Here is a 23,142-nt window from a genome sequence, read left to right as displayed (position 1 = left end):
ATTCAACAAATATCCAAATAGCTTCTTTTAAAAAGTGGAGAAATTCTATGAATAAGTGAGTATTTTAAAGAAAAATTTAATTTATAGAGGGAGGTATTATTATGAATAATAGGTATGAGCTAAATAAAAATCTTGCTCAAATGTTAAAGGGTGGAGTAATCATGGATGTAACAACTCCAGAAGAAGCAAAAATTGCTGAAGAAGCTGGTGCTTGTGCTGTTATGGCTCTTGAGAGAGTTCCTGCTGACATCAGAAAAGATGGTGGGGTTGCAAGAGCTTCAGATCCACAAATGATTAAAGAGATTCAGAAAGCTGTTTCTATTCCTGTAATGGCTAAAGTAAGAATTGGACATTTCGTTGAGGCTCAAATTTTGGAAGCTATTAGAGTTGACTATATAGATGAAAGTGAAGTTCTAACACCTGCTGATCCAATTCTACATATTGACAAGAAAGCTTTTAAGGTTCCTTTTGTTTGTGGAGCTAAAAATCTTGGTGAAGCTTTAAGAAGAATTGGAGAAGGTGCGTCAATGATCAGAACTAAAGGTGAGCCAGGCACAGGTGATGTTATAGAAGCAGTTAAGCACATGAGAATGATGAATTCGGAAATTAGGACGATACAAGGCTTATCCAAAGAAGAATTAATGAATGCTGCCAAAGAACTACAAGCTCCTATTCATTTAGTGGAATATGTTCACGAACATGGAAGATTGCCTGTTGTAAACTTTGCTGCAGGTGGTATTGCAACTCCTGCTGATGCTGCAATGATGATGCAGCTTGGCTGCGACGGGGTATTCGTTGGTTCTGGAATTTTCAAATCTGGAGATCCGAGAAAAAGAGCTTCTGCTATAGTTAAAGCTGTTACAAACTTTAATGATGCAAATATACTAGCTGAAATATCAGAAAATATTGGAGAAGCAATGGTTGGAATCAATGTATACTCAATAGACAAAGAAGAAAGAATGGCTAATAGAGGGTATTAAAATGAACAGAATTGGTGTTTTAGCACTTCAAGGTGCATTTAAAGAGCATATCACCATAATTAAATCGTTAGGTCACGAAGCTATTGAGATAAAAAATGCAAGTCATCTTGATAATCTTGATGGAATTATTTTACCTGGTGGCGAAAGTACAGCAATTGGAAAATTACTTGATGATTTTAAAATTAAAGAAATCTTAGTAAATAAGATTAAAAATGGATTACCTGTATGGGGAACTTGTGCAGGAATGATTTTACTTGCAAAAGAGCTTGATGGCAACGAAGATGCTCACTTAAAAGTTATGGACATTAAAGTGAGACGAAATGCATATGGCACTCAACATGATAGTTTCCTCACTACAGGAGTGATTGAAGAGGTATCTGACAGAGAAATTCCAATGGTGTTTATAAGAGCACCCTATATTGTTGATATGGATAAAAAGGTTGTTGTACTTCATAAAGTTGACGGAAATATCGTAGTTGCGCGTCAGGAAAATATACTTGTGACTTCTTTTCATCCTGAGCTGACTAACGATAAATCCTTCCATGAGTATTTTATAAACATGATAGAAGAATCTAAATAGAAAAATTAGGTTTATAAAGATAAAAGTATCGACTTCTCAAGGGTAGGGGCATTATGCCTCTACTTTTTATTTGAACCGAAAATTATATATGTTAAAAGGATATTAAGGAAAGATTGGTAGCAATAATGAAGCATAATGAAAAGTCAAGACTTACAATATGTTATAAATCAGCAACTGGGGTTAAACATGATGGAGAGAGGTCAATTGAAGGAGAAAAAGATACAGTTATTTTTGAATCAAATTAGTTCAAGGTATTGAGCTATATTTCATAGAGAAATATTTAGTCCAAAAGAATGAAAGGTAAAATTATTTGTGCACTTTTTAGATAATCTTGTATAATGAAAATGCCTGTTATAATTATTATAAAAATTGAGATAATGGAGAAAGAGGTAGGAGAGCGAAAATATAGTTAAAGAAAAGGATTAGGGAAATCCTTCAGCGATGATAAATATACCAAAGAATGTAATAGTTAAAAAACATGTGATTTTTATATGTTTTTTATTTTATAATAGAATATTTCATTAGCTACCAATATGTAGAATCAGTCGAATTTGTGTGATATTATTATAATATTAATCATAAATGTAAACTAAGTTAGGAGGGTGCTTCTTGAATGAAAATTTTGAATCACAGCAGATTGATTTGAATCAGATCTCAATTGATAGTATAAATCAATCTCTAGATTTCACTTTAGAAGTGGAAGGAAGAATAAAAAATGACAAACTTGAATGCTATTTAAATAATATCAACAGCCATTATTGTAAGTATTTAAATGTTGAGCGAAGTGAGATTATAGGTAATAATATCTTTAGTATCAATGATGATTTTGTAAATATATATTATCAAATAATGAATTATCTTTTTAGGAACTCTATGGAAGATAGTGTAAATATATACATTAAGAAAAGCGGTAAGAAGCTTGAGATTTTAAGTATAGAGGACATAGAAGAGGAAAATTGTGAATCTTACCAAATTATGGCCTATGCTTTTAGGAAAGATACTCAATTTTTAAAAGTGTTTATTGTTATAAAGGATATATGTAAAGAATTGAGGAACATGCAAGAAAAAAGTAGTATACGAGATATTAATAACTATAATGACAAAATTATGAGTATGTCTGATATTGTTTCTAATTTATCTCATGCATGGAGACAGCCTCTTAATAGCTTGAATTTTTCTATCATTAATCTTATTGATGAAATAGATAACGAAGCAGGAGAAAATGGATTAGTAAATGAATACTATAATGAAATATGGCAAATTATAAAAAATTTATCAAGAAAAATAGACAAATTTAAAGCATTCTTTGAAATGGATTACAAGAAAGAGATTTTTTATATAAAAAAATATTTGGACTTAGTTTTTGAAATTATGGAAGAAAAAATTAGAAAAGAGCATATAAAGATTGATATATCTATAGAAGAAAACATTAAAAAATACGGTTCACCTAATGAATTTGTTCAGATTATGTACTGTATTTTCTTTGATATTATAGAGTATTGTAAGAATGCATTAGATATTTATAACAGAAAACTAAAAATACAAATATACGTAAATGAAAGGGATATTTTTTTCGATATAAAAGTTGTGTACGATACAGAGATATATAATAACTTTAAGTTGAGTTTAAATCATATATCAATGTTTAGTAGCATTATACATAAAACAATGGGAGGTACAATTAATTTAATTAATTGTGGAATAGAAAATAGAGTTATAATAAGTTTTCCTTTAGATATATAGGAGGGTTACTATGGAAGAAATGAATGTACTACAGAATATAAAAATTCTTTATGTGGAAGATGAGGTTATTACAAGAAATCAAGTTTTTCGATTTCTAAAGAAAAGAGTTGGAAAAGTTGTTACAGCAGAGAATGGAGAGGATGGTATAAAGAAGTTTATTGAATACCAACCAGATATAATTATAACTGATTTAATAATGCCAGATATAAGTGGGATCGAAATGATGAAGAGATTAAGAGCTGATGGTTTTAGGTGTCCTTTTATCATTACATCCGCGCTTTCAGATGCGCAAACTATTTTGGAAACCGTAGATTTGAAGATAGAAAAATATATGGTAAAACCTATTGACACAGATATATTAATGAAAAGCTTAACACAAATAGCTAGTGAAGTTTTAGAAGAAAGAGAGGAATTTCTAGTTATAAATAATGATTTAATTCTAACAGAAGATGCAAAAATCAAAATAGAACTTGAGATTAGAAACCTATATTCAAAGTACTTGAAAAAAGTTACTGGAAAAGGAGCAAAGCTTATTCAAGTTTTTATGAATGGAAAAGAAATAGAAATTCTCTTAAAAGAAAACCTTACTGTTTTAGAGGAAAGTTTATTAATTACTGGACATCACTATAAAAGCATAGAAGTAATTAGAAAAATAATTTATGAAAATACTCTGAATGAAGTTGAGCGTGAAATAGGAGGTTTAATAGATAGAAAAGTGAGGACAAAAAAAATAGAAATTTATCCAAAAGAGAAATTTGAAAGGCTATTGCTACATATTATCTAAAGATAACAAAGTTCAGAAATAAGCACAAAAAAATTGACGAAACTTGATGTTTATGTTATATTATAGACAAAGTAAAAATATTAACTTTTTTTGTATCTTAATAAATGAAGACAGATATATTTTTTATATAAGCTGTTTTTATATTAAGGCTATAATAATGCTATAAAATAATTATAAATGATAATTATGGAACAACTATTTGAATCAGATATACTATTTGCAATTTAAGTAGTCCATAATAAGAGGTTTTTTGACCTTTTATTATGGACTTTTTTGTTTTTTAAAATAAATACAGTGAAAATATTTGCTAAGACAATAACATCATTTTCAAAAAAGGGGGAATAAGCAAGATGGCTTATAAGAAATGGACAGAATATGAAGTTGAATATTTAATCAACAATTATGGAATAGAGAGCATAAGCGAAATAGCAAATAAGTTACATAGAACATCAGATTCTGTATTTAAGAAAGCAAAACGTTTAAATCTAACAATGACTACAAAAAAATGGACGATAGAAGAAATAAATTTTTTAACTGAAAAATGGGGAGTATATTCGCCAGAACGGATAGCAGAAGTATTAAATAGGAGCCATAGCTCTATTAAAAAAAAGGCAACAGAACTTCAATTAGGACCTTCAAGAATAGGTAATGGGGAGTTTTTAACAACTGGTGATATTGGCTATTTATTAAATAAAGATCCAAACTTAATATATAGATGGGCTAGAGATGGCTATATAAAAGGACGAAGATTTGGTGGAAAAAAAATATTTCAAATTAAGCCAGAACATTTTGTTTTATTTCTAAAAGAGTATCCCGAAAAGTGGAACTCAATACAGGCTAAAGTAGATTTAATTAAGGGATATGTTCACACTTCCTTTATATTGCCTGAATGGTTTGAAGAAAAGATCAAATATGATAGAGTAAAATATTATAAAAGAAGAACCATTAACAATGAAAACTATCTTAGTGATTAAAATTTAGTTAGAGGAATACAATTAGAAATTCAAATGCAAGAGAAGCATTAGTTGAGCTAGCTGAGGATATGAAATAGAGCATTGCTAAGTTTGAATATTAGACGATTCAAATTATTATGATTAGTGCTTCAAAGTAAGTAACCATAATTTATGATTTAAAGTAGCTTGGCATAAATACAATTATCAAAGACTTGAAAAGATGAGATTATACTCTCATCTTTTTTTCATGAACAAGGAATATGTAATAATCGACTCATTGAATGATTTATGATAATATTAGGATAGTTATTCTGAAAGGACTGTGAATATGAAAAAAATACTAGTATTAGCTGAAAAGCCCTCAGTTGGTAGGGATATAGCGAGAGTTTTAAACTGTAACAAAAAGGGAAATGGATATATAGAAGGTAATAGATATATTGTTACTTGGGCACTAGGACATTTAGTCACCTTAGCTGACCCAGAAGCTTATGACAATAAATATAAGGAATGGAAAATTGAATACTTACCAATGCTACCTTCTAATATGGAGTTAGTGGTTATTAAGCAAAGTAGAAAACAATTTAGTATTGTAAAAGATCAAATGCATAGAAAAGATGTTGAAGAAATTGTTTTAGCTACAGATGCCGGACGCGAAGGAGAGCTTGTCGGAAGATGGATTATTGAAAAGGTTAAGGTGAAGAAACCTATTAAACGTCTTTGGATTTCATCTGTTACAGATAAAGCTATTAAAGATGGATTTAATCATCTTAAAGATGGGACTTTATATGAAAACTTGTATTCTTCAGCTGTTGCTCGAGCTGAAGCAGATTGGCTAGTAGGGATAAATGCTACGAGAGCGTTGACGTGTAGGCATAATGCTCAGCTTTCTTGTGGACGTGTACAGACACCTACTTTAGCGATGATTGCGAAAAGGGAAGAGGAGATTCGCAACTTTAAACCAAGGACTTTTTATGGGATTACTGCAGTAAGTAATAACTTAAAATTTATATGGCAAGATAGTGAAACAAAAGATTTCAAAACATTTGATAAGAAGAAATGCGATGACATATTAAATAGAATTAGAAATAAATCAATAAAGATAGTGGAAGTAGATAAAACTCTCAAAAAAAGCTTTTCTCCTCAGCTATATAATCTGACAGAGCTTCAAAGAGATGCAAATAGGCTCTATGGTTACTCTGCGAAAGAGACACTTTCTATTATGCAAAGATTATATGAAAATCATAAGGTTTTAACTTATCCTAGAACAGATTCTAGATATATTTCTAATGATATTATTGATACTTTAAAAGATAGAGTAAGAGCATGCAATGTAGGAACTTATAGAGTAATAGCTTCTAAGATTTTAAAAAATCCAATAAAAACAAACAAACATTTTGTTGACAATAGTAAAGTTACAGACCATCATGCTATTATACCTACAGAGCAGACAGTTTTCTTAGACAGATTAAGTGATAAGGAAAGAAAAATATATGATCTAGTTATTAAGCGCTTTATAGCTATATTATGTTGTCCTTTTGAGTACGAACAAACAACTATTAAGACTAAGATAGAAAATGAAATCTTTATAGCTAAAGGTAAAATTATTATAAGTTATGGTTGGAAGGAAGTATACGATAATAATATTAACGATGATACGAATGATGATATTACTGAGCAGAGTTTACCTAATGTAGATAATGATGATGTATTAAATATAACTAATATTATTCAAACTAATGGAGAGACAAAGCCACCTGCATTGTTTAATGAAGGAAGCTTACTATCAGCTATGGAAAACCCAATCAAATATATGTCTACTGAAGATAAATACTTAATTAAGATCATTGATAAGACAGGTGGGATTGGAACAGTAGCAACTAGAGCTGATATCATTGAGAAACTGTTTAATAGCTTCTTGATTGAAAAAAAAGGTAAGGATATATACATTACATCCAAAGGTAAACAGCTTCTCGAGTTAGTACCTGAGGACTTAAAATCTCCTGCATTAACAGGAGCTTGGGAACAAAAATTGGAGCTCATAGCTAAAGGCTCACTGAACAAACATGCTTTTATTAGTGAGATCAAGAATTATACTGAAAAGATAGTAGATGAAATAAAATATAGTCAAGCTACGTTTAAACATAATAATTTGACAAAAAATAAATGTCCTGAGTGTGGGAAATACATGCTGGAGGTAAAAGGTAAGAAAGGTAAGATGCTTGTTTGCCAAGATAGAGAATGTGGATATAGAAAAGGTATTTCTAAAATTACAAATGCTCGATGTCCGAATTGTCATAAAAAGCTGGAACTTCGCGGTGAAGGAGAAGGACAAATTTTTATTTGTAGCTGCGGACATAGGGAGAAACTCACTGCATTTAATCAAAGAAAGAAAAAGCAAAACAACATAAGCTCCAAAAAAGAAGTATCTAAGTATCTTAAAGAGCAAAAAAAGAAGAATGATGAACCAATTAACTCTGCGCTTGCGGATGCTTTAGCTAAATTGAAACTTCAATAAATAATTTGATGAATTAAATGTGATAAATAAGCAAGCAATATATTCTATAAAAAGGATTGAAGATAATGAATTATGTTTACATTGTAGAGTGTAGCGATGGAACATTTTATACAGGATGGACAACAGATATTAATAGAAGGATTATTGAGCATAATGAAGGCAAAGGTGCTAAATACACACGTGGCAGGAATCCAATTATATTAAAGCATCTTGAAGAATATGATACAAAGCGGCAGGCTATGAAAAGAGAGTGTGAAATCAAGAAATTGTCAAGAGAACAGAAAATAGAATTGATTAATGCGTACAAAGACTAGGGTACAGCACCCTTAGTCTTTTGTTTTGATAGTAAACATTTAGAAATCTTGCTTTATTTTGATGGTTTCAAATGGTAAAATAGGAGTTGGGTATTAAAGACACAAGAAAAAACAAAGATTTGGAGAGGGTATATGTGCTTAATGACATAATAGGAGTTTTTTTATCAGTAGGTTTTGTGATTCTGATAATTGTAATATCAGAGATTTTAAAGAAAAAAGCTAATTACACTAATGAAGCTACAAGAAAATTTATCCACATTGGGGTGTCGCATTGGTGGATTTTAGCAATGGTTATAATAGATAAGATTCAATTTGCCATAATTCCTCCTATTCTCTTTATAATACTGAACTATTTTTCTTATAAGAAAGATTTAATCAAGAGTATGGAGAGGAATGAAGGTAAGTCTGATTTAGGAACAGTCTATTTTCCTATATCACTATTGACTTTAATTTTAATAACATGGAGTGGCGGGTTCATTTCACAAGATATTAAATATCTTGGGGCTATAGGAATATTGATAATGGGATACGGTGATGGTTTCGCAGCAATTATAGGAAAAAAATTTGGAGAGAGAAGATATAAAGTGATTAACAATAGTAAGACTATTGAAGGTTCAATAGCTATGCTAATCTTTTCTTTTTTTGTTACATTAGTGCTGTTAGTTTCTTTTAATGGGCTTAGCATAATAAATATACAAATTAGCTTGATCATAGGAGTAGCAGCAACTTTATTAGAGGCATTTACCCCTTATGGACTAGACAATCTATCTGTACCTATATTAAGTACTTTAATTTCATATTATTTATTATTTACAATAAAGGACAGCAGCACTTTAGATTTTTATTATAGAGGAGCACTAGGACTTATTTTTAGCAGTATTATAGCTTATGTGGCTTACCAAAAGAAATCCTTAACATTAAGTGGGTCTATTGGAGCCATAGTTATGGGAGTCTTAATATTTGCTTCTGGAGGACTTTATAGCTCTGTACTTATGATTTTATTTTTTGTATCTTCAAGCATATTAAGTCACTTTAAAAAAAGCAAAAAGTCAGTTGTTTCAAAACAGTTTGATAAAACTGGTAACAGAGATATTTTCCAAGTGTTTGCAAACGGTGGAGTAGGATTAATCTATTCTTTAATATATTTTTATACTGACAACAGCATTTTTTTAATACTCATAGGAATAGCTTTTGCTGCTGCTAATGCGGATACATGGGCAACTGAGCTAGGTGTATTAAACAATAGAAAGCCAATTTCACTTAGAACATTTAGACGAGTTGATAAGGGAACTTCTGGAGCTATAAGTGGCTTAGGCACCTTAGCAGCTTTATTAGGCTCAACACTCATAGGTTTTGTTTCTGTGATAGCATTAGTATTAAGCAGAGTGAAGATAGCAGACTATAGTCTTATGGATATGTTTTTGTTCATTACTCTTGGTGGATTCCTTGGAGGAATGATAGATTCAATGCTAGGCGCCACTATTCAAGGCATATATTATTCAGAAGATGAAGGTAAAGAAACAGAGAAAGCAGAGCTTAATGGTAAACCTACTACACTTATTAGAGGATATACTATATTTAATAATGATATAATAAACTTTTTAAGTATAGCAACTGCGGCACTAGTATTCTTATTGATAATTAAATAGAAAAAACAATTGAAAGCAAAATACTTAAGTATTCAGCAGTAACCTTTTATCTCCCTCAGTGCATAGTTTATACTAGGCAGAATTATGAATATCGGTAATAAATGGCAATTCTTTCTAAATAATCGGAGAGGGTGGTAAAATGGATATGAATAAAGTCGTTGATAATGATGAAATAGAAATAGAACAGCTTGATAAGAGAGTAGAAAAACAAGTAGATGATTTGAATACACAAACAACTCTTGGAGAATCATGTGAAATAGGTCCGCTAACTGAACTACAACGTCGAGAAGAGTCATTTATTATTCGAAAAGATGCGGCACTATTTCAAAAGAATCTGCCGCTACCAGGACATCCATGCAATGGAGATGAGGATTTATATGCTAATAAAATTGGGAACTACTCTAAGGCATTGCCTCATAATGAACTTGGTGAAGTTGATGTTAATGCATACAGATATTGGATTAAGGCTTTAACGACTGGTAACAATGATAGCTTTGAAGACATACCCTTAGGAGGAGTTACTAAGTTTGTTAACCCTCAAGCTGCATATGCATATGACTTAACAGGACCAGATTCTCATCATTTGAGCATGATTGCAGCACCAGCCTTTAATAGCGCTTGGATTGCCAGTGAGATGGCTGAAAACTATTGGCAGGCGCTTACTAGGGATGTACCTTTTACAGAGTATGACTCTAATTCACTTACAATTGCTGCTGCTTCAGATTTATCTAAATTTACTGATTTTCGTGGTCCTAAAGTTCATGGAGAGGTCACTACAGGTACGTTATTTCGTGGCAATACTCCTAGTGATATTAAAGGACCTTATATTTCTCAATTCCTATGGAAAGAAGTACCGTTTGGTGCAAAATCAGTTAGCCAACGATATCGTACTACAGAAGCTGGAGACGACCATATGACTGTGTATGATGAATGGCTAAATATTCAGAATGGAGGATATCCATCTGAAAACAATAAATTCGATTCAATATATCGTTATATTCGAAATGGACGTGACTTAGGCGAATGGGTTCACCGAGATTATACTTATCAAGGTGTCCTAGATGCATGTTTGATTTTGATGAGTTATGGACCAAAAGCGATTGCCGCAGAAAATCCATATCTATGTTCAAAAACTCAGTTGGGTTTTATTACCTTTGGAGCTGCTCATATTTTAGATTTGGTGACTCATGCTGCAAGAGTAGCGCTAGAAGCTGCATGGTTTCAAAAATTTTTGGTTCATAGAAGACTACGTCCTGAAGAATTTGGAGGACGTATCCAGAATAATTTAATAGGTGTTACTAGTTATCCTATTAACTCTGAATTACTTGATTCAAAGGCAGTTTCTAATGTTTATAGTATATATGGCTCATATTTGCTACCTATGGCTTATGCAGAGGGCTGCCCTACTCATACCGCATATCCAGCTGGTCATGCCTGTATTGTTGGAGCTGGAGTCACTATGTTAAAAGCATTTTTTGATGAGTCTTTTATAATTCCAAATCCAGTAATTGCTAGCTATGATGGTCAATGCTTACTTCCTTATTCAGATGAAACTTTGACTCTAGGAGGAGAATTGAACAAACTTGCTTCTAATATATCACTTGGTCGTGATTTTGCAGGAGTTCACTGGCGTTCAGATGGAGCTGAGGGACTAAAGCTAGGTGAAGCTGTTGCTATTGGTATTCTTCAAGATTATAGGAATACTTACAATGAAAAATTTAGTGGTTTTTCATTTACTAAATTTGATGGTACTACTATAATAATTTAATAAAAAACATCTACTGAAAATATAATAATTTTCAGTAGATGTTTTTATTTTTCATTATTATTTTCTTGCCGAATAAGCCATGCTAATTTGAGTAACCAATTGTCCTCGAATTTTTTCAAATCGAGTCCAGTATGTTTTTGAAATTTGTCAATCCGATACAATAAAGTATTTCTATGAATAAATATATTTTTTGCAGTATCCGTAAAATTAAGGTTATTCTTAAAAAAAGCTTCAATTGTTGCTTCCATCTCTTCATCTATTATATCGCTACCTTTTAAATCAAGAACATTATTTAAGATATCCTTTTTTAGTTCTGTACTCATGTCAGAGATGATTCTATATATAATCATCTTTTCATAATTAAATACATAATTGGATAGATTGTATTTTTTCTTTAAATCAAGGGTCTGAAGACAATTAATATATATGCTTTTCAAATTCTCTATTGATTCAATTATACCACCTATTGCAACTGTACATTCAATAAAAAGATCAGATAAAATATTCTCAGCTAGGTTATTACAGGCTTCTTCAATATTTTCATCATTGGATATTACTAGAAAGCTACCTTTATAATCTAATATTAATTGTAAATCTAATGAATGCATTATAATTTCATTAATTTCTTCTTTTTGCTCATAAGAGTAGTCTACTAATATTAGATAACAGCCTAACCAATTACTAAATTCTTCATGGAAGCTAAGCATCTCTTGCTTACTAATCCTATTGTCTAGTATGCTTTGTAATAACTTATTAGAAGTAGAGGCTTCTGTAAGAGATGCTTCTATCATATATAGTATTAATTGGGTTGTTTGATTTAAGTTATATTTATTGGACTGTATACAGACAAAAAATTCTTTTTGATTACTCTGAACTCTATAGATATTATACCCAAGATAATTTTTATCTATATTAGCAGCTAGTTCAGAAAATTGGATATTAAACTTAAAATTATGTGGAAAAACAACCTTTTCAGTATTAGATAAAACTACTATGTTTCTATTGATGATACTATATGTTTTAGATAATGTCTCTTGTAATTTCATTGTTTTCTACCTCTTTAAATTAATATTCATTACATTAAAAAATTGCTTTTTCAGTTTCTATATCAAACAAGTGTATATTGTTTCCGTCTGCTCTGAGCTCTACCTCATCACCAACTCTTTTATTTATCTTTGAATCAACTATTGCAACAACCTGTTTACCACATATAGTCATATAAAGATAAGTTTCAGAGCCCATCATTTCTGTAACTTCAATAGTAGCAGAAAACTTGGAATATTCATCAGTTAATGGAGTATCATTGACCTCTTTTATATGCTCAGGTCTTATACCAATATAAATTTCTTTATTAACATATCCTTTTTCTTTTAAAATAGATTGCTTAGTTTTAGGTAAATTAAACGTTTTGCCATCTGGTAACACAAGAACAACTTTATCATTATCAGATACAACTTTTCCTTCGAAAATGTTCATCTGTGGACTACCGATAAACTCAGCAACAAATTTATTTGCAGGATGTTCATAAGCATTTTGTGGACTGTCAATCTGTTGAACAAATCCATCTTTCATTATAACAATTCTAGTTCCCATAGTCATGGCTTCTGTTTGGTCATGAGTAACATAAACAAATGTAGTCTGGAGCTTATTGTGGAGTTTAGATATTTCAGTTCTCATCTGTACTCTTAATTTTGCATCTAAGTTTGAGAGAGGTTCATCCATTAAAAATACTTTTGGTTGACGTACTATAGCTCTACCTAATGCTACCCTTTGTCTTTGTCCGCCTGATAAAGCTTTAGGCTTACGATCTAACAGACTTTCAATATCTAGAATCCTTGCAGCTTCTCTAACTTTTTCATCAATTTCTGCTTTAGGCATTTTTCTCAATTTTAATCCAAAAGCCATGTTATCATAAACAGTCATATGAGGATATAATGCATAGTTTTGAAAAACCATTGCTATATCTCTATCTTTAGGAGCTACATCATTTACAAGCTTGTCTCCTATGTAAAGCTCACCATCAGATATTTCCTCAAGACCAGCTATCATTCTAAGTGTTGTAGTTTTTCCACATCCAGAAGGACCAACAAGTACAACAAACTCCTTGTCCTCTATATCCATATTAAAATCTTTAACTGCAACAACATTACCAGGATATACTTTTTTAATATTTTTCAATACAACTTTAGCCATATTATACACCCCTTATTTACTATTATATAATAAACTATAATTCAAATGGAGCAATGATTCAATTAGGAGAATAGATGAATATGATATGTGGTTTTTTATGATAGTTTACAAATAAGAATAAGTATGATATTTTAAAATTGTAACATATTAGAAATAATGGGAAATATACGATATAGAAACACGAGAATATTTTGTGGAAAAGAGGTGGCTAAATTGAGGAAAGTTCTTAGAAAATAAAGCAATAAATAAGTAATAAAGAAGAACAATACAATTAAAATTAAAAAATAAGGGAGGAATAGTTTTATGTTAGGAAAACTTAAGGTGAAAAAGAAATATTTAGTTTGTGCATTATTATTGGTGATTCTGATACCTAATTTTTCTATGGCAAGTGCTCAGTCAAAGGATATTGATATTTTAGAATTTATAGATAATCAAAGTAAAATTACTGTAAAAGGGGATGATGGAATTCATATATATCATCGCTCAATGGATGAGAATAACAATGTCATTTTTGTAGAAAATGAATTAAGAGCACGTATTTGTTGTCCTGATTATGAAATGGACTCCAAAACAGAGTCACGTATAATTACAGAATATGTATATGTAGAAAATCCATCAAGTCCAGGTGGAGGATCTTGGGTTCCAGTAAAGGTGAGAATAACTGTATGTTACTATTGTGGTGCTGAAAAAAGCCGACAGTATTTAGATTAACAGAGCAGTTAAAATGAAAATCGTAGCTTTGCATAATAATTCTATAGCAAGAGAGGGGATATATAGTGAAAAAAAGCTGGATATTTTTATGTGTTGGTTTAATAATTGGATTAGTAACAGGTGTAGTGATTGGCTCTGAGTTGTTTGGAACAGTGAAACAAGACGGAGAGAATTCTTACACTTTAAATAATATTGGTTCGTTTGAAACCATAGAAGAGTTTGAAGCAGTGTATCCTAATGTAGTAATCCCAGATACCTTAAGTAGATATAAACTAGATCAATTAATTGTTACAGAAGATCCAATTACTAATGCTAGTCAGAGTTTTATCAAAGAAGTGGAAAGTAAATTAGAATGGGAGCATGATTTATCCTTAATAGATTATTTGGGTATTAGTTATCAAAGTCAAAATGATGAAGCAATTAAGATCAATTACAAAGAAAAGTCAAAATCATTTATACCACAAATAAAAGATTATGATTTAGATAAGACTCAAATAGGAGATATGACCTACTATATCTATCATGATGATACTAACATTCGATTCATCACATTTGAAAAAGAACTTTGGGGCAAAGAATATAATGTACTTGTGGAATTATTAAAGACAGAAACAGATGGTTCTGTAACTAAACAGTTTGAGTTATATCAAGACAAAGGTGATTTGATCGAGTTTTTGGAATCCCTTTCATTAAATAACTTGATAAAAGAGAGATAACTGTATAAGTTTAAAAGAAGTTAATGGAAAGACTTAAGCCATTAGCTTCTTTTTTTATTGGATTAAAAATAACTAATGAAGTTTATTGTACTTAATTGGAAAGGAAGTATATATAGGAAATCCAATTACTAACTTATTTTGTATATGTTATAATTAAATTAAAGCTATAAACAAGAAAAGGTGGGCTTATGAAGATAGATGAAAAACTACTAAAACAGATTACAGAAACAAAATACCTTACTGCTGAAAATGCTTGGAGATATAGAACCATATTGAGATATTTTTATTTTCAATATGGAAAGATGAGATATTGGATGTACAAAGAAGAAATATTTGAAGAATTAAAAAGAAGTGAATATTTTACAGATTACACAATGGACATGTGTAAACAAGATCTAGATGTATTAGTCGAATGGGGAAATCTAATGCCCGTGCAGGATACATCAAAGGCTGCAACTGTAGAAGAATTTAAGAACAAGCAATTTAGGTATCAGCTTTCAGAGTATAGTGTTGAAATAGAGCGTATGACAATAAAACTTGAAAATTTAAAGGTTGAAAGTGCATCATTAGAATCATCTCTACTAGAAAGATTACGTATCGAGCTTAAGAAATTCAAAGATATGGTTTATGAAGATGATAATGTAGCAGGTGCATGGTGGAATTCGTTAAATGAAGATTTTAAAAGACTTAATCAAAATTATCAAGATTATATCAGAGATTTATATAGCTTAAAGGCTGAAGAGCTTATGAAAACCAGAGAATTTTTGGTGTTTAAAGATAAGTTTATAGATTATTTAAGGAATTTTATAAAAGGCCTTCAACAGAACACTTATGCCATAGAAGCAGTATTGAAAGAAATAAGTGACGAAGAGGAGAAGGATGTATTAAAGAAGGTATTTGAATATGATAAATCAATTCCAAGGCTAGATACAGAAATAAATTTAGAAGCAATATGGGATAATATTGTAGGAAGATGGACAAACTTAAAAAGATGGTTTTTAGGAGAAGAAGGTAGAGGAAGTGAAGTTGCAAAGCTTTTTGATATTACTAATGAAATAATTAGGAAAATCACACGTTTTGCATTTCAGATAGCTGAGACAAGAAATAGTGCTGCTAATAGAAAAGAAGAATACAAAAAGCTTTGTGAGATATTTTTGAAATATGATGATATAGATGATGCTCATAAATTGTCCTCAGTTGCTTTTGGTATATTTAATACAAGACATATTAAAGGAAATATAGTAAGACAAACAGAGAGTATAAACAGTAGTGTATATGATGAAAAACCGCTTGAAGTCATTATAAAACCTAGAGTGAGGACCTATAGAGAAAAAAGAGAACGAAACTCTATTTTAGACAATACTGAAAGAAAGAAGAAAATGCTTGAAGAGGTAATACGAAAAAGAGAAGAAGAAAAAGCAATAATGGATAGCTATATTGAAGGAAATATAATAGATTTTGCAAAATTAGAGAGAATTGAATCTCATGTGAGGATAACGCTATTAAGATGGGTAAGTAAAGGTAACAATGCTCCTAATAGACAGGCAAAAACAGAAGATGGGAGAGTGTTTAAGGTGATATTGCCAGATGAAAATAAATACTGTGTATTGGACTGTGAAGATGGAAAACTTCATATGCCTGCATATATAATACAATTTGAATAGGAGATATTAATGTGAAAGAACTTGATATTTTACTTGAAAGATATTGGTTACTCAAAGATCAAGATAAAGAAATGTACTATCGATTAAGAGATGCTGTGTCAGAGATTCGTCCTTTTTTAACAGAAAAATTAGGATATCAAATAATAATAACTCCGCAGCTCATTAAGCTTGAAAAGCTTCCAGGTAAACTAGAAAGCTGGATGGGTATAGAGTCCTTTGATAATAAGATGGAATACTGCTTTTTATGCTTAATGTTGATGTTTTTAGAAGACAAAGGTAAAGAAGAGCAGTTTTTATTGTCAGAGATCACTGAATTTATAGAAGGTACTTTTCCAGGAGATGAGAAAATCGATTGGACATTATATAGACATAGAAGACATCTTATAAAGGTTTTAAGGTTTATAATCGATATAGGTATGGTCAAAGTAAATGATGGGGATGAACAAGGATTTGCAAATGCTCAAGATGTTGAGGTATTATATGAAAATACTGGTGTATCAATGTATTTTACAAGAAATTTTGTTGGGAATATATTAGGATATGAGAATATAGAAGACTTTGAAAATGATGAATGGATAGATATAGATAAAGATAGAGGAAGAATAAGAAGAAATAGAGTATATAGAAGGATAATCATGTCACCAGCTATATATAATGAAAGTGTAGATGATGCAGATTATTTATATATTAAAAATTATAGAAATATGATACAGAATGATATAGAAAAATATTTTCAGTCAGAATTTCACGTCCACAAAAATGGTGCATTTTTAGTATTAAGTGATGATAAAAACTATAAAAATGCATTCCCTGAATATAAGGCAATCAGCGACATAGTTCTTCAAATGAATAAGTTTATAGTAGAAAAAATAAAAGAAGATAGTCTAGATATAGCAGAGAATGATGTTATAACTATATCGAAACAATATTTTGAAAAACTAGTGAATAAGGTTAGAGAAAAAAATGTATTAGGCTGGAGTAAAGAGTATAGAGAAATGAAGATTGACAAGCTTTGCGATGAAATCATAAAGTACATGAAAAGCTTTAGTATGATTCAAATAGATGAAAATCTTAATGAGATCAAGATTATGCCTTTAGTAGGGAAAATTACAGGCAAATATCCAGCTGATTTTATAAATACTTCAGAAGAAGGTGTTGTATAGATGGAAAATTGCAGATGGGTGATGAATAGAGCAGGATTAGTAAACTTCTGGTATTACGACGAAGAAGAATTTCATTTTTCTGATGGTAAGCTTTTGTTGAGAGGATCTAATGGTTCTGGAAAATCTGTTACAATGCAAAGCTTTATACCTTTATTACTAGATGGAAATAAAAGCCCTGAGAGATTAGATCCATTTGGCTCAAGAGCTAGAAAGCTTGAAAATTATCTCTTAGGAGAAGAAGATTCTGGAAAAGATGAGAGCACTGGATATATATACTTAGAATTCAAAAAAGAAAAAAGTCAAAAATATCTTACTATAGGAATGGGATTGAATGCAAAAAGAGGTAAGGCACTAAGCTTTTGGGGATTTGTCATATCAGACGGAAGAAGAATAGGTAAAGATATATTTTTATATAAGAATATGGGTGAAAAAGTACCATTAAGCAAGAAGGAATTCAAGAATAGAATTGCTGACGGTGGAGAGATAAGTGAAAGTCAAAGTGAGTATATGGCTTTAGTTAATAAATATCTGTTTGGATTTGATGAAATAGAGGATTATGATGAGCTTATAAAGCTTTTAATTCAGCTTAGAACACCGAAGCTGTCAAAAGACTTTAGACCTACAGTAATATATGAGATAATGAATAATTCATTACAGCCACTTTCGGATGATGATTTAAGACCTATGTCAGAAGCTATAGAAAATATGGATAATATAAAAAACAGGCTAGAAGAATTGAAAATGAGCCAGAAAGCAGCAGAAAAAATTAAAAATTCATATGACCAATACAATAGATATGTACTTTTTGAAAAATCTAAGAATTTTATTAAATCACACGACATGTTAAGAAAGCTGATAAAAGATAAAGATGAATTACAACAGAAAAAAGAGATATATTCCAAAGAACACAATGATGAAGAAAAAAGAATTGTGGATTTAGAAATACAACAAAAAACATTAGAAGAGAAAAAAGCAGAACTAGAAAAACATGATAGCTACAGAATAAAAGAAGATATGGCTAGATTAGATGTTAATTTATTAGAACTTAGTAAGGACAAGGCTCAGAAACAAGACATGCTTGATAGAAAAAAAGACAAGGAAAGAGAACTCTATCTAGCAATAAAGGAACTTGAGCAGAAAGAATCCTATCAATCAAATTTAATAATTGAAAAATTAGATGAAATGAATGAATTAGCAGATGAGTTTAAGTTTCATGAGCAGTATTTTATGAAGGATGAATTATTAAAGGATATAAAAAAGGAATATGACTTTTCTTATGTAAATAATCAAATAAATGTATATAAAGATAAAATAGTAAAGGCTAAAAAAGCTTTAGATGAAGAACGTATAAAGAATAATGAATATGATCAAGCACTTTTAGAGCTTGAAAGAAGTAAAATATCAAGAGATGAGAGTAATAAAAATTTAGAGAGAGCTAAGCTACTATTTTCAGAAACAAAAGAAGAATTTATTGAAAAAATGTATAGCTGGGAAAAAGAAAACAAGGAACTTAAGGTTTCAAAAGAAACAAAAATAGAGGTATCAAGAAAAGTTAACATGTATGGTGACACAATTACTTATGATGACATAATTGGAGATATTAGAAATGAGTACAATGAATTTGAGGGCGTTTATAATAAACAGGTTCATAGGTTATCAATACAAAAAGAACAGTATCAACAACAGCAAAAAGAAAAAGAAGCAATGTTAAAAGAATGGAAGAATAAAAAGGATCCAGAGCCTATTAGAGAAACTAAGGTAATGCTAAATAGAGAAAGATTAGCTAAAGAAAACATACCATTTATACCTTTTTATATGGCTGTGGATTTTCAACAGCATTTGGCTGAAAGGGAAAGAGGTAGATTAGAAGAAGCCTTGATAGATATGGGAATATTAGATGCTCTTATTATACCTAATAAATATAAAAAAAGAGTATTTGAAATGGATAACGATATGGCTGATAAATACCTTTTCTCAACTCCTAAATATCTAATGCATGAATTATCACTTAAATTGAAAGCTGAGAAAATTAGTCTAGAAGGAATTAATGAAGAAGATGTTGAAAACGTATTAAAGAGTGTACTAATTGATCAGCAAGAAGAAGCAACATATTTAAATGAAAAAGGAGAATTTGGAATAGGGCTTATTAAAGGAAAGGTAAGTAATAGCTATATTCCTAAATTTATCGGAGCATCTGCAAGACAGAGGTTTAGAGAAGAGACAATACAAGCTATTTTAAAAGAAAAAGAAGAGATAGGAAATTTAATTTTAATAACAGAAGCAGAAATAAATATTATAAGTAAAAAGCTCGATGTTTTAAAAGAAGAATATTCATTATTTCCTGATAAAAAGGACTTAGAAGTAGCAATGTCACAACTAAAAGAAGCTGATTTCCATTATAACAACTGTTTAGAAGCTGTAGAGATTAAAGAACAAGAAGCAGAAAAAACCTATAAGACACTACAGGAAATTCGCCAAAAAGTGCATTCTCTGACATTTAATATAGAAATACCTGCTAATTTAGAATCATTCAAAGATGCTGAAGAAGATTCAAGTACCTATAAGGGATTGCTTAGTGAACTAGAGAAAGAACACTTGAGATTATTACAATACGTTCATAATAAGCAAACGTCTCTTATGAGGAAAGAAGAAATAGACAATGATATAGATGAGCTTAGTTATGATTTGACTAAAATAGATAGAAAAATAAAGCAGGATGAAGAGAAAAAGAAAAGTTTGTTAGAACAACTTCAGATTTCAGGCTTCGAAGAAATTGAAGATGAAATAAATAAGTGTATTGAGCTTTTAATGACATTGCCTCAAGAAATAAAATCTGCTTTAAAGAGAAGCGAGAGAGCAAAGGCAAGCTTTGATCAATCATGCGAGAAACTTGAAACTCTGAATAAAGATGTAGAATTTCAAGAAAAATTAAATGAAATTTATAAAGAAGGATTTAAAGAGGAATATATGCTAGAACATATATTCCAAAAGGATGAAGAACAGGACTTGTATAAAAGTGCAAAGAATATTTACAATGAATTAAAATCTACGGAAAAACAAGATAGGAATAAAGATGATTATATAAAAAACTTACAGGATAAATATCATGATAATCGTCAATATATGACTGAATACAGTTTGAGAATTGAATATATTTTTGTAAATGAAGTAGATGAAGAAAATGAGCAATTAGCTGATGTTATTTTGAATCAAAAAAGATTTGAAATAATGGGAAGAGTCAGAGGGAAATATGTTGGTTTTTATAATCTCATAGATTATATAGAAGAAGGTATTTTAGAAAATGAGAAGCTATTAAGAGATAGTGATAGACAATTGTTTGAGGATATTCTTGCTAAAAATATCAGTAAGAAAATCAGAGCAAAGATATACCATAGTGAAGAATGGGTTAAAAAAATGAACAGTTTGATGGAATCAATGAATACTTCAAGTGGATTGTCGTTTAGTTTAATCTGGAGAAATAAAACTGCTGAAACAGAAGAACAGCTAGATACTAAAGAGTTAGTAGAGTTGTTAAGAAAGGATGGGAATCTTCTAACTGAAAATGAAATAAATAAGCTATCGTCTCATTTTAGATCAAAAATATCTGAAGCAAGAAGAGAAACAGAAGAAAGTAATAAGAGTTTAACTTTCCATTCTATTATGAAGGAAGTATTAGATTATCGAAAGTGGTTTGAGTTTAGATTATTTTTTAAAAAGACTAATGAAAATAGAAGAGAAATGACTAATAATGCCTTTGATAAATTTAGTGGCGGAGAAAAGGCGATGGCTATGTATGTACCTCTGTTTTCTGCAGTGTATGCAAAATATGAAGGTGCAAGAAAAGATTGTCCACGTATTATTTCTTTAGATGAGGCATTTGCAGGAGTTGATGAAAACAATATACGAGATATGTTTAGATTATTAAATGAGCTAGAGCTTAATTTCATAATAAATTCACAGATATTGTGGGGGGATTATGACACAGTAAATTCACTTTCTATCTGTGAACTTGTAAGGCCTAATAATGCTGATTTTGTTACAGTATTAAGATATAAATGGAATGGAATAGTTAAAGAGCTAATAGTAAATGAAGGGGAATATTATGGAGAAAAAGAAGTTGCTGCAACAATGCAGTGAATACTTTAAAAATAATCAAGGGTTTAGTAGGATTATGGTAAAAATAAGAGATAGATATAAATCTTTAGGTAAAATTGGTGGAACTATAACTTTAGACAAACTAACTATAGCTGAAAAGGAAGCCTTAACAGGCTTCCTAAAAAATAACTATTATAAGGATTCCGTATGTATAAAAATAAAGAAGTTTGAAAATGCGTTAGAAGATACACCATTTGCAGGGATTAGTTTGATAGATGTATTAAATGAATATTTTGGTGAAGAAATTATTACTAGGCAAGATGAAAAAAGTATCTATGAAAAAGAAAAAGAAGATTTTTTTATTAATATTATGAATACAGTTAAAGATACTAAAGCATATGAATGGATTAAATACGTATTGGAAAGCAAGAAAAATGCTTACAATATTGTTTTACAACGATATGCTATAGATAGTGATAGTTTGAGTAATGATTTATACATAGTATTAGATGGTATAAATAATTTGCCATACTTTAAAGGAGAAAGAGAAAGATTAGCTTTATTTTCATCAAGAATAAGCAAAAACCCTCATACATTTGATGAGAACACAGAATGTGGAAGGCTATTAATATATGGTGTTGTTTATCTCTTATCAGAAAAATATCCCCAAAATGCAGAAGAAAGAGCAGAAATATTATACAGAGCTGGGATTATAAAAGATGAAATATCTAACTTTACTATATGTAGTGGGTTATTAGCATATACAGATGGAAAAATACACAAAGGATGGGAAGGCTTCTATGATGAAAACGAGCCAATTCAAATATCTCTATGGAATTTAAGTAGAATTGAAAAAGTTATCACTCCAAATGGTAAAATTTTTGTATTTGAAAACCCTACTGTTTTTAGTGAAGTATTGTATATAACAGCAAATGAAAAACCAGCATTGATGTGTACCTATGGTCAGGTTAAACTAGCTTCTTTAATTCTTTTAGATATGCTAGTAAAACAAAATACTAAGATATATTATTCTGGGGACTTTGACCCTGAAGGGTTAATAATAGCTGATAAGTTGAAAAATAGATACAATAAGAGTCTAATACTATGGAGATATAATCTAGATGATTATAAAAAAAGTGTTTCAGATAATAGAATTGATGATAATAGATTGAAGAAAATGGATAAACTTAACAATGAAAATCTAATTATTTTAAAAGAATGTATTATGAAACATAGAAGAGCTGGGTATCAGGAATTATTAATAGATGAGCTTATAAGAGATATAAAGGAAGTGTAAAAATAATAAAAGGAGTG

At 30.2% G+C, this 23,142-nt stretch carries 18 protein-coding genes; 16 read left to right on the top strand and 2 right to left on the bottom strand.

Annotated features, from left to right (window positions below; all coding sequences use genetic code 11):
* The first annotated feature begins 101 nt into the window (after nt 1-101).
* The 10 genes from pdxS (at nt 102) to HNR33_RS20260 (ending at nt 11,286) form a co-directional block, all read left to right on the top strand.
* Entirely contained in the window at nt 102-980 is an 879-nt protein-coding gene (gene pdxS, locus HNR33_RS20305) for a pyridoxal 5'-phosphate synthase lyase subunit PdxS (RefSeq protein WP_429087212.1), read from the top strand.
* Between the two features lies 1 nt (nt 981).
* Entirely contained in the window at nt 982-1,560 is a 579-nt protein-coding gene (gene pdxT, locus HNR33_RS20300) for a pyridoxal 5'-phosphate synthase glutaminase subunit PdxT (protein ID WP_429087210.1), read from the top strand.
* A 113-nt stretch (nt 1,561-1,673) separates the two neighbouring features.
* On the top strand, nt 1,674-1,805 hold the full coding sequence (locus HNR33_RS20295; RefSeq protein ID WP_429087207.1) for a hypothetical protein: 132 nt from the start codon (nt 1,674-1,676) through the stop codon (nt 1,803-1,805).
* 364 nt (nt 1,806-2,169) lie between these two features.
* On the top strand, nt 2,170-3,303 hold the full coding sequence (locus HNR33_RS20290; protein WP_429087204.1) for an ATP-binding protein: 1,134 nt from the start codon (nt 2,170-2,172) through the stop codon (nt 3,301-3,303).
* Nucleotides 3,304-3,313: 10 nt separating this feature from the next.
* Nucleotides 3,314-4,087, top strand: coding sequence for a Na-translocating system protein MpsC family protein (locus tag HNR33_RS20285; RefSeq protein WP_429087201.1), 774 nt, complete (start codon nt 3,314-3,316; stop codon nt 4,085-4,087).
* A gap of 350 nt (nt 4,088-4,437) precedes the next feature.
* Nucleotides 4,438-5,061, top strand: coding sequence for a hypothetical protein (locus HNR33_RS20280; protein ID WP_429087198.1), 624 nt, complete (start codon nt 4,438-4,440; stop codon nt 5,059-5,061).
* 307 nt (nt 5,062-5,368) lie between these two features.
* Entirely contained in the window at nt 5,369-7,555 is a 2,187-nt protein-coding gene (locus tag HNR33_RS20275) for a DNA topoisomerase III (RefSeq protein WP_429087195.1), read from the top strand.
* Nucleotides 7,556-7,620: 65 nt separating this feature from the next.
* Entirely contained in the window at nt 7,621-7,869 is a 249-nt protein-coding gene (locus HNR33_RS20270; RefSeq protein ID WP_429087193.1) for a GIY-YIG nuclease family protein, read from the top strand.
* A 134-nt stretch (nt 7,870-8,003) separates the two neighbouring features.
* The gene (locus HNR33_RS20265; protein ID WP_429087190.1) at nt 8,004-9,518 is read left to right on the top strand and encodes a DUF92 domain-containing protein; all 1,515 of its coding nucleotides are present in this window, start codon (nt 8,004-8,006) and stop codon (nt 9,516-9,518) included.
* A gap of 139 nt (nt 9,519-9,657) precedes the next feature.
* Nucleotides 9,658-11,286 carry a vanadium-dependent haloperoxidase gene (locus tag HNR33_RS20260; RefSeq protein ID WP_429087187.1) on the top strand — a complete coding sequence of 543 codons (1,629 nt, stop codon included), beginning with the start codon at nt 9,658-9,660 and terminating at the stop codon, nt 11,284-11,286.
* A 44-nt stretch (nt 11,287-11,330) separates the two neighbouring features.
* Here HNR33_RS20260 and HNR33_RS20255 read toward each other — a convergent pair whose 3' ends face one another.
* Nucleotides 11,331-12,332, bottom strand: a complete 1,002-nt coding sequence (locus HNR33_RS20255; RefSeq protein ID WP_429087185.1) for a PucR family transcriptional regulator — start codon at nt 12,330-12,332, stop codon at nt 11,331-11,333.
* A 34-nt stretch (nt 12,333-12,366) separates the two neighbouring features.
* On the bottom strand, nt 12,367-13,479 hold the full coding sequence (locus HNR33_RS20250) for an ABC transporter ATP-binding protein (RefSeq protein WP_429087182.1): 1,113 nt from the start codon (nt 13,477-13,479) through the stop codon (nt 12,367-12,369).
* A gap of 303 nt (nt 13,480-13,782) precedes the next feature.
* Here HNR33_RS20250 and HNR33_RS20245 point away from each other — a divergent pair, with 303 nt between their 5' ends.
* The 6 genes from HNR33_RS20245 (at nt 13,783) to HNR33_RS20220 (ending at nt 23,125) form a co-directional block, all read left to right on the top strand.
* Nucleotides 13,783-14,190, top strand: a complete 408-nt coding sequence (locus tag HNR33_RS20245) for a hypothetical protein (protein ID WP_429087179.1) — start codon at nt 13,783-13,785, stop codon at nt 14,188-14,190.
* Nucleotides 14,191-14,255: 65 nt separating this feature from the next.
* A complete protein-coding gene (locus HNR33_RS20240; RefSeq protein WP_429087177.1) occupies nt 14,256-14,906 on the top strand; it encodes a hypothetical protein in 651 nt (216 codons plus the stop codon).
* Nucleotides 14,907-15,094: 188 nt separating this feature from the next.
* Nucleotides 15,095-16,570: a TIGR02677 family protein gene (locus HNR33_RS20235; protein WP_429087174.1), complete on the top strand. Its 1,476-nt coding sequence runs from the start codon at nt 15,095-15,097 to the stop codon at nt 16,568-16,570.
* Between the two features lie 11 nt (nt 16,571-16,581).
* The gene (locus tag HNR33_RS20230; RefSeq protein ID WP_429087171.1) at nt 16,582-17,733 is read left to right on the top strand and encodes a TIGR02678 family protein; all 1,152 of its coding nucleotides are present in this window, start codon (nt 16,582-16,584) and stop codon (nt 17,731-17,733) included.
* Nucleotides 17,734-21,870: a TIGR02680 family protein gene (locus HNR33_RS20225; RefSeq protein WP_429087168.1), complete on the top strand. Its 4,137-nt coding sequence runs from the start codon at nt 17,734-17,736 to the stop codon at nt 21,868-21,870. It abuts the gene before it with no gap.
* On the top strand, nt 21,836-23,125 hold the full coding sequence (locus HNR33_RS20220) for a TIGR02679 family protein (protein ID WP_429087165.1): 1,290 nt from the start codon (nt 21,836-21,838) through the stop codon (nt 23,123-23,125). The genes HNR33_RS20225 and HNR33_RS20220 overlap by 35 nt, the downstream gene beginning before the upstream one ends.
* The last annotated feature ends 17 nt before the right edge of the window (nt 23,126-23,142 follow it).

Origin of the sequence: Brassicibacter mesophilus, from assembly GCF_050433385.1 — a bacterium.
Classification (GTDB): Bacteria; Bacillota; Clostridia; order Tissierellales; family Proteiniboraceae; genus Brassicibacter; species Brassicibacter mesophilus.
This window is presented reverse-complemented; position numbering and strand designations above follow the sequence as displayed.